This window comes from Methanocella conradii HZ254 (assembly GCF_000251105.1).
Lineage (GTDB): Archaea > Halobacteriota > Methanocellia > Methanocellales > Methanocellaceae > Methanocella > Methanocella conradii.
This window is the reverse complement of record NC_017034.1, coordinates 1,026,801-1,040,969: the sequence shown is the minus strand read 5'-3', so window position 1 is coordinate 1,040,969 and position 14,169 is coordinate 1,026,801. Positions and strand designations below refer to the sequence as shown.

Annotated in this window: 18 protein-coding genes; 14 read left to right on the top strand and 4 right to left on the bottom strand. The window is 52.7% G+C overall.

Annotation, left to right across the window (positions count from 1 at the left end):
• Nucleotides 1-144 precede the first annotated feature (144 nt).
• Complete coding sequence (locus tag MTC_RS05350; RefSeq protein WP_014405667.1) at nt 145-1,209, top strand: phosphotransacetylase family protein; 1,065 nt, start codon at nt 145-147, stop codon at nt 1,207-1,209.
• Here MTC_RS05350 and nadC read toward each other — a convergent pair.
• Nucleotides 1,190-2,023, bottom strand: coding sequence for a carboxylating nicotinate-nucleotide diphosphorylase (gene nadC, locus MTC_RS05345; RefSeq protein ID WP_014405666.1), 834 nt, complete (start codon nt 2,021-2,023; stop codon nt 1,190-1,192). The two genes, MTC_RS05350 and nadC, sit on opposite strands and share 20 nt — an antisense overlap.
• Nucleotides 2,024-2,076: 53 nt before the next feature.
• On the opposite strand from nadC, the gene MTC_RS05340 reads away from it, so the two are divergent.
• From MTC_RS05340 to MTC_RS05330, 3 genes are all read left to right on the top strand, one after another.
• Nucleotides 2,077-2,889 carry an aspartate dehydrogenase gene (locus MTC_RS05340; protein ID WP_048189051.1) on the top strand — a complete coding sequence of 271 codons (813 nt, stop codon included), beginning with the start codon at nt 2,077-2,079 and terminating at the stop codon, nt 2,887-2,889.
• Nucleotides 2,890-2,930: 41 nt separating this feature from the next.
• Nucleotides 2,931-3,269 (top strand): hypothetical protein, encoded by a 339-nt coding sequence (locus MTC_RS05335; RefSeq protein WP_014405664.1) that lies wholly within the window; start codon nt 2,931-2,933, stop codon nt 3,267-3,269.
• 260 nt (nt 3,270-3,529) lie between these two features.
• On the top strand, nt 3,530-4,207 hold the full coding sequence (locus MTC_RS05330) for a DUF5591 domain-containing protein (protein ID WP_014405663.1): 678 nt from the start codon (nt 3,530-3,532) through the stop codon (nt 4,205-4,207).
• An 11-nt stretch (nt 4,208-4,218) separates the two neighbouring features.
• Here the strand turns inward: MTC_RS05330 and MTC_RS05325 are convergent, their stop codons facing one another.
• Nucleotides 4,219-4,656, bottom strand: a complete 438-nt coding sequence (locus MTC_RS05325) for a GNAT family N-acetyltransferase (protein WP_237705983.1) — start codon at nt 4,654-4,656, stop codon at nt 4,219-4,221.
• Nucleotides 4,657-4,796: 140 nt separating this feature from the next.
• Here MTC_RS05325 and MTC_RS05320 point away from each other — a divergent pair, with 140 nt between their 5' ends.
• The 10 genes from MTC_RS05320 (at nt 4,797) to artA (ending at nt 12,365) form a co-directional block, all read left to right on the top strand.
• Nucleotides 4,797-5,243, top strand: coding sequence for a methylated-DNA--[protein]-cysteine S-methyltransferase (locus MTC_RS05320; RefSeq protein ID WP_237705982.1), 447 nt, complete (start codon nt 4,797-4,799; stop codon nt 5,241-5,243).
• Nucleotides 5,244-5,300: 57 nt separating this feature from the next.
• Nucleotides 5,301-5,915: a hypothetical protein gene (locus MTC_RS05315; protein ID WP_014405660.1), complete on the top strand. Its 615-nt coding sequence runs from the start codon at nt 5,301-5,303 to the stop codon at nt 5,913-5,915.
• 57 nt (nt 5,916-5,972) lie between these two features.
• A complete protein-coding gene (locus MTC_RS05310) occupies nt 5,973-6,218 on the top strand; it encodes a hypothetical protein (RefSeq protein WP_014405659.1) in 246 nt (81 codons plus the stop codon).
• 9 nt (nt 6,219-6,227) lie between these two features.
• A complete protein-coding gene (locus MTC_RS05305; protein WP_048189049.1) occupies nt 6,228-7,223 on the top strand; it encodes a hypothetical protein in 996 nt (331 codons plus the stop codon).
• 54 nt (nt 7,224-7,277) lie between these two features.
• On the top strand, nt 7,278-8,264 hold the full coding sequence (gene mch, locus MTC_RS05300) for a methenyltetrahydromethanopterin cyclohydrolase (protein WP_014405657.1): 987 nt from the start codon (nt 7,278-7,280) through the stop codon (nt 8,262-8,264).
• 106 nt (nt 8,265-8,370) lie between these two features.
• Nucleotides 8,371-9,318 carry a GTP cyclohydrolase MptA gene (gene mptA / locus MTC_RS05295; RefSeq protein WP_014405656.1) on the top strand — a complete coding sequence of 316 codons (948 nt, stop codon included), beginning with the start codon at nt 8,371-8,373 and terminating at the stop codon, nt 9,316-9,318.
• A gap of 94 nt (nt 9,319-9,412) precedes the next feature.
• Nucleotides 9,413-9,988 carry a hypothetical protein gene (locus MTC_RS05290; RefSeq protein ID WP_237705981.1) on the top strand — a complete coding sequence of 192 codons (576 nt, stop codon included), beginning with the start codon at nt 9,413-9,415 and terminating at the stop codon, nt 9,986-9,988.
• 22 nt (nt 9,989-10,010) lie between these two features.
• Nucleotides 10,011-10,811 carry a hydroxyethylthiazole kinase gene (gene thiM, locus MTC_RS05285; RefSeq protein WP_014405654.1) on the top strand — a complete coding sequence of 267 codons (801 nt, stop codon included), beginning with the start codon at nt 10,011-10,013 and terminating at the stop codon, nt 10,809-10,811.
• A gap of 4 nt (nt 10,812-10,815) precedes the next feature.
• Entirely contained in the window at nt 10,816-11,472 is a 657-nt protein-coding gene (gene thiE, locus MTC_RS05280) for a thiamine phosphate synthase (RefSeq protein ID WP_014405653.1), read from the top strand.
• Between the two features lie 26 nt (nt 11,473-11,498).
• The gene (artA, locus tag MTC_RS05275) at nt 11,499-12,365 is read left to right on the top strand and encodes an archaeosortase A (RefSeq protein WP_014405652.1); all 867 of its coding nucleotides are present in this window, start codon (nt 11,499-11,501) and stop codon (nt 12,363-12,365) included.
• Here the strand turns inward: artA and MTC_RS05270 are convergent.
• The gene (locus MTC_RS05270; protein WP_014405651.1) at nt 12,355-12,819 is read right to left on the bottom strand and encodes a DUF192 domain-containing protein; all 465 of its coding nucleotides are present in this window, start codon (nt 12,817-12,819) and stop codon (nt 12,355-12,357) included. The two genes, artA and MTC_RS05270, sit on opposite strands and share 11 nt — an antisense overlap.
• Nucleotides 12,816-14,141 carry an FAD-dependent oxidoreductase gene (locus tag MTC_RS05265; RefSeq protein ID WP_014405650.1) on the bottom strand — a complete coding sequence of 442 codons (1,326 nt, stop codon included), beginning with the start codon at nt 14,139-14,141 and terminating at the stop codon, nt 12,816-12,818. Before MTC_RS05265 ends, MTC_RS05270 begins: the two co-directional genes overlap by 4 nt.
• Nucleotides 14,142-14,169 lie beyond the last annotated feature (28 nt).

Sequence of the window (14,169 nt, the reverse complement as noted above, 5' to 3'; positions counted from 1 at the left end):
CACTCCTATGCATAAATGCTTAATGGTAGAATGGCATCATATGCAAGCGGAGCCCAAGCGAAAAAAAGTTAAACTATTAATGACAAAGGACGAGATAGTATTAAATATCATGATTAAATATTTAGTATCCAATGAGGAAGACGAATGCGTTCGATAATGGTAAGCTCTCCGGACCTCTACTCCGGTAAAAGCGCTATCACGATGGCGCTGGCATTGAAACTCAAGGACTATGATTACAAGGTTGGCTACATGAAGCCCGTGGGAAATATCATCGTCGACGCCAACGGTGTATTGACGGACGACGACGCCCTGAACATGAAGCGCATACTCGGGCTACAGGAAAGCCTTGACGACCTGGCGCCCATATTGTTTACATACCGCCTGCTTGACGACGTCCTGGAAGGCAAGGAGAAGCCTCTTGCCGAGAAGCTACTGGCTACGTTTGAAAAGGTAAGCAAGGGCAAGGACGCCGTCATGCTGGAAGGCGCGGGTGACTTGAGTGGCGGCAGCGTATTGAGCCTATCCGACTTCGATGTAGCCCGCATGACGGGGAGCAAAATCCTTCTCGTGGCGAGGTATTGTGATGACTTCGCCGTCAACCGCATCGTGACCTACATGAAGCTCCTGCCCAGGGACGTTGAGCTCGTAGGCATAGTATTCAACAATATAGGGCCGAACTTCATTAACTTTGTAAAGGAAAAGGTCGTGCCATACTTTGAAAAGAGGAGCGTAAAGGTCCTTGGCGTCATCCCCCAGAATAAGGCTTTGATGAGCGTGACGGCTGGAGAGATATCCGAAGAGCTACATGGCCAGGTGCTTGCCGGAAAAGAAAACATCGACGTATCCGTGAGCGGCATCGTCGTGGGCGCAATGTCTCTCGAGAATGCCATAAAGGTTTTCAGGAGAAAGCCCAACAGGGCCGTCATCACGGCGGGTGACCGTGCGGATACGCAGATGGCAGCGCTGGAGGCGCGGTCAAGCTGCGTGCTGCTATCGGGTAACCTGTACCCGGAGGCCCCTGTCCTTGGCAGGGCGGAAGAGCTTGGCATTCCTATCATACTATTCCCGGACGACACGATGACCCTGGTGGATAAGATGGAGGCGCTCCTGCGCAGCGTTCGCATTAAGAACCCCCAGAAGATCGAGCTCATGAAAAGCATGTTTTCCGAGCATGTCGATATGGAGAGCATCATCGATGCCCTGAAATGATTAAAGGCCGGATGTCCATGCTGAAGTCGAGCCAGCGGGCGTCTCTCGTCAGGGCGCCAAGCGATATGGCGTCTACGCCCGTCCTGGCATAATCCGCCAGGTTCTCGAGGGTGATGCCGCCGGAAGCCTCCAATAAAATGCGGGCATCGATGGCTTTCACCTTTTTTACTCCCTCCTTTATGGTGGCGGGCTTCATGTTATCAAACATGATTATATCGACGCCGAGCCTCGCCGCCTTCTCAGCATCTTCGATCGATTCAACCTCGACCTCTATCTTCTTGGTGAAGCTCGCACTCCTTTTCGCTTCCCTGATGGCGCTTTCAAGGCCCATGACGCGGATCTGGTTGTCTTTAATCATCACGGCAGAGGAAAGGTCATAGCGGTGTGCATCGCCGCCGGCCAGCTTGACGGCCTTTTTCTCGAACTTGCGGAAGCCCGGCGTAGTCTTTCTCGTTGCCGCGATGCGTACCCCGGGCGCCAGCGATATGCACTTCGCCGTAAGGGTCGCTATGCCGCTCATCCGTCCTAAAAAGTTAAGGGCCAGCCTTTCTCCTCGCATCATGTCTCGTGCGCTGCCTCTGACCTCCAGGACTACGTCGCCTTTTTTAAGTGGCTGGCCATCCACGAAAGATGTGGCCGTCGTAAGGCCGAGGTGCCTGAACACGGCACATGCTTCTTCCAGGCCTGCCAGAACGCCTTCCTCCTTACACGCTATGCTGCCGAACGCCTCGACGGCCGGGACTATGCCATTCGAGTCGTCATCATCGCCAAGGTCTTCCTCCAGGTAGGCGTCCAGTTCTTCCGTAGAGAGCATTATTCCACCGTAAATCATTTGAGCAATCAAGATATATGAGACCTGCGATAATGATGTTCAAGATAGGTATTGTCGGCGCAGGGGCCATCGGTAAGGAGATAGCCAGGGCCATTGACGATGGCACGGTGCCGGCCAGGCTCGTCGCGCTCTGGGATAGAAAGGTAGATGAGGCAGAAGAGTTTGCCGCCTCGCTCGCTCAGAAGCCTAAGGTGTTACCGCTTGAAGACCTCGTGAAGGAGTGTAACATCGTAGTCGAGGCGGCGTCGCAGGCTGCCGTCAGAGAGGTTGCGATAACTGCGCTGTCGAACTCTAAGAGCGTGATGATAATGAGCGTGGGCGCCCTCTCCGATAAAGAACTTTTGGAGCAGATCAAGGCCCTGGCAAGGGAGCATCATTGTAGCATCTATGTGCCTTCCGGGGCGATTGGAGGGCTGGACGCAGTTAAGTCGGCTTCAATTAAGCACGTCGAGTGTGTCACCATCACGACTCGAAAGCCAGCAAGAGGCCTAAAGGGGGCGCCATTCGTGGTGAGGAACAACATCGACCTGGATAAGTTTACCGTGCCCACTGAGATATTTTCGGGGCCTGCAGCTATCGCGATAAAGGAGTTCCCGGCAAACGTCAACGTGGCCGCATCCCTCAGCCTCGTGGGCATAGGGTTCGAAAAGACCGTGGTCAAGGTCGTGGTCGATCCAACGATAACCCGTAACGTCCACGAGATACACGTCAAAGGCGACTTTGGGGACTTCCACGCTAAGATAGAAAATGTGCCGTCGGCTACCAACCCCAGGACGAGCTATTTGGCGGCGCTATCGGCGATCGCGACGCTCAAGCAGGTGTGCGAGCCGCTAAAGATCGGCACTTAAGCCCCAAATAATTATATAAATAAAATGATTTATATTTTTTAATGTCCCTGGGCACATATCTTCCTGAGGGCGAAGGCAAGTATATCCTTGGCACGAGAGATGCCCACCGCTTTTATTATTTCATCCCGAAAGGCCAGCGCCACTTGAAGATAGGTTTTCTCATCACCAGCACCGGCGAGTATATAGACGCAGAGTATAAAGACGTGGTGATCTTCAACCCTGATAGCGAGTTCGATACGCTTGAGTCAGGGCAGTATCGGCTATCTAAGAACGGCCGGAGCCTCCATACCGTAGAGTTTAATTCTGCCGATAAGACTACGCGGTATCACGTATATGCCCAGCCCAGGCTTGGCCGTTTCAGGCTTTTAAGCGATGTTTAAGGTGTTGCGTTGAAATATTAATATGATGGTCGAGCAGATGGTTCTTCTATTCGAGGCTGAATGGGGCATACGCCGCGCGGAGCGCTCGAGTTAAAAGCGAAGCCCCTCTTTAGTCTCTAGAAGTAGAAGATGTTCTGTCAAACCATCCAATAACGAATAATAGAACCCCCATTCAGCCACTAGAAAAAGAAAGGTCATATATTCAACGCAACAGTTCAAGGAAAACTATTTTATCGCTAAAAGGGAGTAGTCTTACGGCCATGATCATCCCCGAGAACGAGCGCTCTAAGGAGCCGATGAAGGGCGAACGTGTGTTGAGCCACCCAGACATGGTGCGCGCCAACGAGTGGATACTTTCTGACGCTTATAAGCCACCTGAGAGGGATTTTTGCATCTTCGTCCCATGCGCCAAGGTAAAGCCATATCACGCAAGCCCTTCCCACAAGATGTACGACCGCATCATCTTTAGCATTTTAAAGCCAGAGGAAGTCCACATCGTCACATTCGGGACGTGCGGCGTCACCCCGAGGGAGCTGGACGAGGAGTACCCGTTCATGCACTATGAGTTCATGCTGGGTCGGTGCAACGTTGCCTCCGTCAAAGACGAGTTCGTGAGGAACGAGAGCAAGAGGCTGGCCCGCTACCTCGAGAAGACCAGGCATTGCTATAGACATAGGGTGGCCTATTGTATAGGCGATTTCAGGAAAGCGATGGAAAAGGCGCTCACCCTCACTAATATTAAGGTTGACATCGTCCCCCGGCCCGAGACGCTTGAGGCCAACGTCCAGCTCGATAAGCCATTTAAGTTCGGGAGCCTATCCAGGCGGCCCTACCTGCAGGACTTGAGCGATGCGCTTACCACCCTGAAGGGCGTTCCGCCACGAACCGTGGGCGTAACAGAGCGCTCGATTAACGATACGGACTGGTACCTAATATAGTCACACTTTCTTCATATATTCTTATGCCACAGGACCATATGCTTTCCCGGCCCGTTATAGTCCTTTATCGCCCGCACCCCGTTGACCTCGATGGCCTCTCCCGCTTCCACCACGTTAAACCCCATTGCCTTATGGAATCTGTTACAGTAATTATTCTCGGGCTTGGTGATAGCGACTATCCTTTTGCAGCCCATCTTTTTAACTGTATACTGGAACTGGTTGAAGAGCCGGCGCCCGATGCCATTTCCCCGCATGTGAGGCGCCACCTGTATGAGGTGAATTAAGGCCTCTTCGGGCCGTGCCTGCGACCTGAAGCCAAGCAGGTAGCCTATCATCTCGCCCCTCTCCTCCGCGATGAAGCACGTATCCCTGAAATGCTCGGTCATTATGTGGTATATGGTCTCTCTTTCGATGACGAGATCCGCCCACTCCTTTGACTTTTTTGCCACCTCTAGAAAATCCCCTGGGAAAGCATTTCTAACCAGCATTTTTATCTATGCCCGATGATTATTTGCATTCCAGGGATATGAACATGTCGAGGGCTGATATGGAAGACCACTTTTATTCTGAATATTTGGGCTTATATATCGTGGTTGAGGTTGAAGAAGGGAAGATTAGAAGGGTTGAGATGACGCCGAAAAAGCCTGCCAGCAATCCTAAGGGGTCGAGCATTATAGGCTCCATTAAAGAATATTTTGCTACGGGTAAGGATGACTTTATAAAGTATGATGTAAGCCTTGATGGATCGACTCATTTTCAGCGTACCGTGCTAGAGGCCATCCGCAAGATTCCTGCCGGCAAGACCATGTCCTATGGAGAGGTAGCGAGAATGGTGGGCAGGCCTGGTGCAGCCAGGGCTGTGGGAAATGTGATGGCTGCCAACCCCATTCCACTGGTGATCCCGTGCCATCGGGTGGTAGCCTCAAATGGGCCGGGCGGCTATTCAGGAGGCCTCGAGGTAAAGCGTAAGCTCCTAAAGCTCGAAGGCGTCCCAAAAAAGCAGGCAAATAAGCAGCCCAGGCATGGCTTACCGTGATAATCGCCTAACACCATTATATATTTGTATTTTAATAATAGTTATAGGTGTAGCCTCTTGAAGCGTGCCTACCTCGTGGTATTCCTCTTAATAGGATGCTCAGCCCTGGTGTCTGGCTGCTACTCTAGCGCAGAGTACCTGAAAAACGCCACGCCAGGCAGCAGCTTCTACAATTTTAATGGCGTCCACTACTGGAAGGATAATATCACGATGCATGCCAGCGGCGTAAACTCCACCTGGAACATGACGATATATGTGAAGAATGATACGCTCGACGGCAAGCCCGCCAGGTATATGCAGGTCATCACAGAAGGCAACGGCATGAACATTACATATGATATATGGAGCAATGCAACGACCTATGAGGTATTAAAAATGCATGCAAAGGGCACCATTGGCGACTACTTCCAGGACAGGGATACCTCAAAGCTGCAAATCTACACCCTGCCCGACATAGGGCTATCCTACTACTTCGTGCCTTTCTGGCCCATAAAGAGCATCATGGCCAGGATGGCGGACGGTAGCATCATGCCCATAACCGTTTATTCGGCATCCGATAATAAAGGGTTCAGCGTAACCTACTGGGTTAGCCCACAGGTGCCGGTGCCCATAAAAGTGGAAATGGCGGAAAAGAACTTTAAGATAACGGAAATGCTTTTAGAATATGGCTAGGGCGGACACAGAAAACCTCATAAATGAGTAAAGTCTAATAAAAAACAGGTTATCGCTATGGAAATAACACAAATGCTGGCGTTCGCTGCGATTGCGGTAGAGCTAATAGTGATATTTATATCGCTATACCTTTATAATTCATATAAGCTGAGGATATTTTATTTCCTCGCATGGGGAGCCGTCACGCTATTCATGGCATCCGCCATACAGTGGTTCATCACGACGGACAGCAGCGTGTATTCGAGCGTGCTTAGCATAGCTGCAGGGCTGTTTTTCACCACGGGCGCTCTAACGGCGGTATAGGCCATGCTTATGCCATCAGACCAGCCATTATTCGAGAACGTAAGCTCCAGGGAATACTATATAAGGGCTGGCATGCTGAAGAGTAAGGCATTCGATGGATGCATCCACATTACATACCCTGATTATGAAGAAGCGATAATTTTCCTGGAGGGCGAGCCGATCACGGCCATACAGGAGTGGAAGCGATGGCTAACGGTGGGCGACGACCTGGTCGAGGCGGCGGAGAACAAGGCGATAGCCGCAGAAGGAAGGATGGCGGCGTATCAGCTACCACGGGAATTGCTGCACATTTTCATACATAAATATGTCAATGCTATGATAGAGGCGGAGCTCGGCCCCTATATGACGGCAAAGCTGCTTATCGGGTACCTGGCGAATGATAAAAGCACCTGCGTACTGAAGCTAAGCGATGGCCATGCGACGGGATACGTATTCATGAACTTTGGAAAGCGGACAGGGGCGATATACGATTCTCCGGAAGGCCGCGCCTATGGCGACAGCGCAATAAGCGAGATGGACCATCTCAAGGAGCACACGTCTGTCACCATTTACTTCACAGAGCTTAGCGAGAAATACCTAAAGCAAAAAGCGAAAGCAAGGGCAGAAGCGCACTTTGTCGAGAAGCCATTCGACACGATAATGCCGACGATAAAGCCCATCATGGCAAAGCAAATGCCAGCGCCCCAGCCCATAGAGCCTCCGGCGGTTAAGCTCGTCGTGGCGACGAGCTCGGACAGGAGCATAATGCTGGCACACCGCTCGCGGCTACAAACGCTGGAAATGCTTGAGGAGGCCGAGGTCGCATGGATAGATAGAAAAGCCATGGCCATGCTCAACATGATAGGCAACAAAGCACATATAGCCCTACCGGATGGCAAGACACATGAGGTTACGATAAGGCAGGCCGAAATCAAGGCCGAAGAGGGCAAATACATTATCATCCCCCGCAAGCTTAGAAGAAGGCTGGCGTTGAATGAAGGCATGATAGTCCAAATAAGGGGATGACCTGTTATCCATGCCCTTAGGGAAAAATTAAAAACGTATGCTGGCAATTACATCATGGTGATTATCCTGGCCAACAATTACAGGGATATTAGCATCAACGATATTTCTTATGACATCGTCGGAGATATGATAGACTATCCTGACGATTACAAGGTTGAGGTCCACACTCTGGGTAATGATTCCATCGTTGTAGACTGTGGAGTTAAGGCGAAGGGCGGCTACGAGGCCGGCCTGGCGTTCACGCAGATATGCATGGGCGGCCTCTCTTCGCCGTCGATTACGCATAAAAAGCTCAAGCACGAGATCTTTTACCCGTTCATCGAGGTGTACACGGATTACCCGACCCTTGCGTGCCTCGCCGCGCAGAAGGCTGGCTGGAGGATCAGCCAGGAAGGCTACTTTGCGATGGGGAGCGGCCCGGCCCGTGCCCTGGCGCTCAAGCCGAAGCACACCTACGAAGTGATCGAGTACGAGGACGACAGCGACTTCGCCGTGATTGCGCTCGAGGCGAGCGCGCTTCCGAGCGAGAAGGTAATGGACTATATTGCCAGCGAGTGTGGCGTGGAAACGTCTAACGTGGTCGCCATAGTGGCCCCCACCAACAGCCTGGTCGGCTCGATCCAGATAGCAGGCCGGGTGGTCGAAGTTGCCGTATATAAGCTTAACGAGATGGGCTTCGATACGAGGCATATCATTAGCGCATTCGGGAGCGCGCCCATCCCGCCCGTCAAGAAGGACCCGGCGGTGGCCATGGGCACGACCAACGACGCCTCGATCTATCATGGCAGCGTGACGCTGACCGTTGATGGCGGCAACATCAAGGACTTCGTGGCAAAGGTCCCCTCCTCGAGCTCTAAGGACTATGGCAGGCCGTTCTATACGGTTTTCAAGGAGGCCAAGTTCGACTTCTATAAGCTTGACCCGTCGATATTCGCCCCTGCCGAGATTATCGTTAATGACGTCTCCGTGGGCGAAACCTATGTGGCAGGCGGCATAAACGCCGACGTGACCATGGAGTCCTTTGGCTTTAAAAAAGTGTAAGGTCGCTGCCCCCTATGTGGGGACATTATAATTTTTCTATTTCTAGTACCCAAAACTATTAAAGAGAATAAATTGCATGAATAATCAATAAAAAGATGATATCGCTATGACCTTGTTAGACGTATTGCCTGACGTGCAGGCCACAAAGTCGGAGGTGGCCATCAACCTTTCGCGAGTGGGCGTCACCAACGTGAAGAAGCTCGTCAAGGTGGCCAGGGCCGGGAAGAGGCCGATAATCCTGATTTCGACGTTTAACATGTACGTCGACCTTCCATCTGACAGGAGGGGCGCGAACCTTTCCCGGAATTTTGAGGTGATAGACGAGGTGCTCGAGGAGAGCGTCAAGTCGCCGGTATACGAGATAGAAGACCTGTGCGGGGAGATCGCGCGGCGCCTGCTGAACCGGCATGAGTATGCCACGCGGTCAGAGGTTCACATGGACAGCGAGCTCATAGTCAAGCGTAAGACGCCCAGGACCGAGGTCATCTCCCAGAAGGTGGTCAAGGTATTTGCCAGGGCCGTGGCAGAGAGAAATGAAAACATTAAGGTTAAGAAGGTCATCGGTGCGGAGGTCGTCGGCATAACCGCGTGCCCGTGCGCACAGGAATTGATGAAGGCGCGGGCAGAGGCGGAGCTTAAGAGCCTGGGCATGGAGCAGAAAAAGATAGAGCAATTCCTACGGAAGGTGCCAATGGCCACCCACAACCAGCGCGGCCGCGGCACCATATCCATTGAAGTCGTAGGCGACTATAAGGTACCCCTCGAGACGATAATAGACATCATCGAAAAGTCCATGAGCACGTCAAGCTTCGAGCTTTTAAAGAGGATTGACGAGGTAGAGGTGGTGAGCAACGCCCACGCTAACCCGAAGTTCGTGGAGGACTGCGTCAGGGATATGGCGAAGAACGTGATGAACGCCTTCCCCCAGCTTCCCGACGATGCGGTCATCACTCTAAAGCAGGTCAACGAGGAGAGCATCCACCAGCATAACGCTTTCGCGGAGCTTAAGACCACCATGGCCCGCCTACGCGAGGAGATAAAGGCTAAGGCGTGAGAAAAAGTTTATCTTATCTACCCAAGGATATATATTGGAGGCATGAGGCATTATTTCCCGAGGGCTTATAGCCATAGTTTTTATACTGGTAAGCTTGACAGCTTTTTCTGGCCTGGCGCAGGGGCAGATGCTGCCCATCGTGCCGGATGGAATCGCATATGTGGAAGGCAATGACACGCTAACGGCTGGCACGCCTCATAACGTCTCGGTCCAGATACTATATAGGGGAGGCCCGCTAAAGTCAGAAGGCGTAAGGGTATATATGCTATCAAACGATACCTCCATCATACCTGCCGATATAGGCACATACGTCTTCACGGATAAGGATGGGATTGCCAGCTATACGGTTATCGCAAACAAGGCCGGGGCCGTGAAGCTCACGGCGGTGGCGATGAGTGCCAATAGTGGCGTAAGCGCTGATAAAGCCTTTTTTGTCGTAGCGCCTCCTGTAGTAACGCCTACACCTACACCGATACCCGCCGTGAATGAGACGGTTACGCCGGCCCCTCCATCAGCTTCTCCGACCGCTGTGATAACCCCGGGCACAACCGCTAAGCCTCCAGAGGGCGGCTCGAGCGCGCAGGCAATCGGCATCATCGTAGCGGGCGTGGTAATAGCCATCATATTACTCATAATGGCATTCATCTTGAGGCCTCTAATTAAAAAGTAGATAATTCATTTTGGGGTAGCCTATGGATAATAAGACGCTGGCCGAGCTATTAGTAGAGGTTAGGGCGAAAAGGCCGCTAATACACCATATTACAAACTATGTAACCGTGAATGATTGCGCGAACGCGACCATCTGTATAGGCGCATCGCCGGTGATGGCTCATGCGAGGGATGAGGTTGCCGAGATGGTCTCCATGGCAGGCGCCCTCGTGCTCAACATAGGTACGCTGGATGACGCACAGGTCGACTCGATGCTCATAGCGGGCGCAAAGGCGAACGGCCTAGGCTTGCCCATCATACTTGACCCCGTCGGCGCAGGAGCCACAAGGCTAAGGACTGCGACCGCATATCGCCTCATAAATGACCTGGATATAGCGGTGGTCAAGGGCAACGCTGCCGAGATAGCCGTGCTAGCGGGCGCTGAAGGGAACATAAAAGGCGTTGAATCTTATGGGATATCGAGGGACCCGCTCGAGGTGGCTAAAGCGCTGGCCAAAAAAATGGGCCTGGTCGTCGCCATAAGCGGGGCCACTGATATAGTCACAGACGGAAGGCGTGCCCTGCTCATAGATAATGGCCACCCTCTCATGGGAAAGGTTTCGGGCACTGGTTGTATGGCAGCGTCCATAATTGGGTCATTCTGCGCCGTATCAAGGGACTATGTGACGGCATCCGCCGCAGGTTTTGCGGCTTTTGGCCTGGCTGGTGAAAAGGCCGCTAGCCATTGCCGCGGGCCAGCATCGTTCAAGGCTGCGCTGATGGACGAGATATATGGCTTAACGCCTGAAAGCCTGATAAAAGAAGCGAGAGTCAGGGAAGCATGAAAAGGTGAGTAGAACCTTAAGGTATGACCTGTACGTTATAACTGATGAGGCCTTATCCCATGGCCTTTCTCACGTAGAGATAGCGCGCAGGGCAGTAGAGGGCGGCGCAGACGTAATCCAGCTAAGGGATAAGGGCATGAGTGGTAAAGGCCTGACTAAGTGTGCTTTAGAAATCAGGGAGGTTACGAGAAAGGCTGGAGCGCTTTTTATAGTTAATGATAGGCTGGACGTGGCGCTGGCAAGCGGCGCGGACGGGGTGCACCTGGGCCAGGATGACATTCCGGCGAGCAGCGCAAGGGCGATAAGCCCGCCTGGCTTTATAATTGGAGTTTCCGTGGGCAACGTTGAAGAGGCCGTCCAGGCTGAAAGGGATGGGGCCGACTACGTGGGCCTGGGGCCTATATGCCATACAGCCTCTAAAAGCGATGCAGGCCCAGCCTGTGGCTTTGACGTTATAGCCAGCGTTAAGAAGGCTGTATCCATCCCCGTCGTGGCAATTGGCGGCCTGGGGCCCCAGAATGCGGGAAAGGCGATAGAGGCGGGCGCCGATGGCATCGCCGTAATCTCGGCCGTCGTCGGCCAGGCAGATATAGCAGGGGCGGCGAGGCGGCTGAAGTATATCATCGTAGAGGCGAAGCATCGAAAAGGCTATCAAGGGTAAAGGCCTTATCTAGCGGTGGTCATCCGATGGAAATCCTCGACATCATGCTCTGGGCTTCATTGGCCATGTTTGTGGCAGGCGTTTTATTGCCAAAAAAATACGGCTATAGGCTTGCTGCAGCGGGCTGGGTCGTTTTCGGCCTGAGATGGGGGCTATCGACGCCCGAGTATTATCTGGCCGAGCATAACCTCATGTATACGGTGGCCTGTGCGCTTGCAATTCCCGTAACCTTATACCTCGCATACGTCATGGTGAAAGACGAGAGGGAGTCGCTGATGGTGTTAACGAAAAGCGCGGCTATCAGCGGCATCTTTTATTTCCCATTCTCATATTTCCCGTGGCTTGGCGGCTGGCTCATAGGGGTTACTACTGATATCACGCTTGCAGCGGTGAACTCGCTGGGGCAGCACGCCACTGCCTATGGGGACATAATCATGCTTAACGGCCTGCCTGTCCAGATCATCCTGGCGTGTACGGCCATCCAGAGCATGGCGCTGTTTGTCGGCGTGGTTGGCTGCATCAAAGCACCCCTTGACCGTAAGGTTAAGGCGTTCATAGTCTCCGTGCCCGTGATATACGTATTAAACGTCATAAGGAACACGTTTGTAATTTCCGCCTACGGTAACCAGTGGTTTCAGATAGCGCCCCAGGCTATCGTGGAGTGGACGGGCGAGGAGGCCAGCTATGCGAGCTTTTTCTGGGCGCATAACGTGTTAGCGGAGGCGGGCTCCCTCATTGCCCTCGTGGTAATATCGTATGCAGTCATCACTTTTTTGCCGGAAACCCTGGACTATATAAGGGATATTCTTAGCCTGTTTAAGCCCGAGAACGTTAAAAAGAACCTGCGTGGCGAAAGAGTTGATGAGGCTAAGCCGCTACAGCTTAAAAGCTAAACGGCCTATATATTTTAGCCTGGTCGCCCACACCTATGCAGTGCTCCCTGCAGAACCCGCCGTTAACCTCTATAACATATCTGCAAATCGCCTTTGACGTGTAGACATCCTCGCTTTTTGGCGTGGCATTATAGTTTATATCCACTATCCTGTAGTCGCTATTGACGAAGACCATGTCCAGCGGTATCGGCGTGTCTTTCATCCAGAAATGACGGGTCGCATCTTCGCTAAAGATGAATAGCATGCCTTCGTCATCGTCCATATGTGTCCTGTACATCAGCCCTTTCTCTTGCTCCTCGGGCGTATCGGCAACCTCTACCGAGATGGTTGTCACCACGCCGCTGGCATTTACGAACTCTACCCTTGTACCATCATTTGTGTGTAGATTGAGATAGCATAGGAATGGGAGGGCAAGCATGATGAGTAATAGTAAGATTATTGAGCCTGCTTTCATTTGGAAGACCCCAGGCGAGACATGTATGACGCCCACGTAAGGTATGATTGCCTCAATTGTACGTCGTCCAGCACGGGCTTAACGCCTTTCCATCGCTCTTCCAGCAATTCCCTCTCCCGACCCGCATTTTTAGCGCAGCGCATGCCCTGGCATGCGCCGAAGCCTATGCGGTTATACTTCCACAGGTCGGCGGGCCTTAGGAAATCCATCTCAATAAGCCTGCCAGCAGCCTGCTCACAATTACACAATATGTCCCTGGCAGGGGCATCTCTCAGGATGTTCGGCAAAGGCTCTCTGGTCCTGCACTCTCCCCTCTCGCCTAGCAGCCTCATTGCCATGTCTGCCGCTTTTTCTGCAATGAGCCGGTAGGTCGTGAGCTTGCCCCCAGCCACGGTTATTATGCCATTATCGGCCTCGAGCCGGTAATCCCTTGATAGCGACCTGCCTTCCCCGCTCCCGATGAGCGGCCGAACGCCCGAGAAGGCGCGGATGATCCTCGTGCCTTTAAGGGATGGCAACAGGGCTACTGCCTCACGCATGAGCATGCGGTACTCCTCCCGCGCGGGAACGGTGCTCGATGATGGCGCTGACGTCGTGCCAATCAGCGAAGTCGTGTGGCTCGGGACGATTATGTCTCCATCCGACGGAGGCCTCATGCGGTTAAGCACCACGTCACACACCCTCCGCTCAGTGACAAGTATCGTGCCCTTATCTGGCCGTACCTGCAAGCGTGTATCTTTCTTTAAGGAGCTACACTCGTGGCCTGTCGCATTAATGATAACATCAGCTCTCGCCTTATTACCATCGTCCAGCCTGACGCGCCCATCCTCGATTAACTCAACCCCGGCTCCGGTACGAATTATGGCCCCATTTCTCCTTGCATCGTAGAGGTTGGCCAGGGTCAATAAAAATGGGTCTATGGCGGCGTCATTGGTAGAAAGGCACCTCACGGCGTGCTTATTCGGGGACTCCTCACACGATAGCTCCTCCATCGGAATGGACGCTCGCCGGCAAGCGTCTAGCAGCCTATCCCCATAAGCCGCCTCATCCTCATTTATGGCAAGGAAAAGCCCACCTGTATCCTCAACATAATAAGGGGCGATCTTCTTAAGGATCAGGTTCTCCTTTGCGCACTCTATCGCCGCCCGCGGGTCGCTTACCGCATACCTGGCGCCAGAATGCAATAGGCCATGACAGCGGCCGGTTGCCCCGGACGCAGGAGCATTCCTCTCCAGCAAAGTAACCTCTACTCCCCTTAACGAGAGGTCTCTCGCTATGCCCGCGCCCGTGATGCCCGCACCTATAACGATTACACGGCTCATCTAGACTAACAATGTAACAGGTTATGGA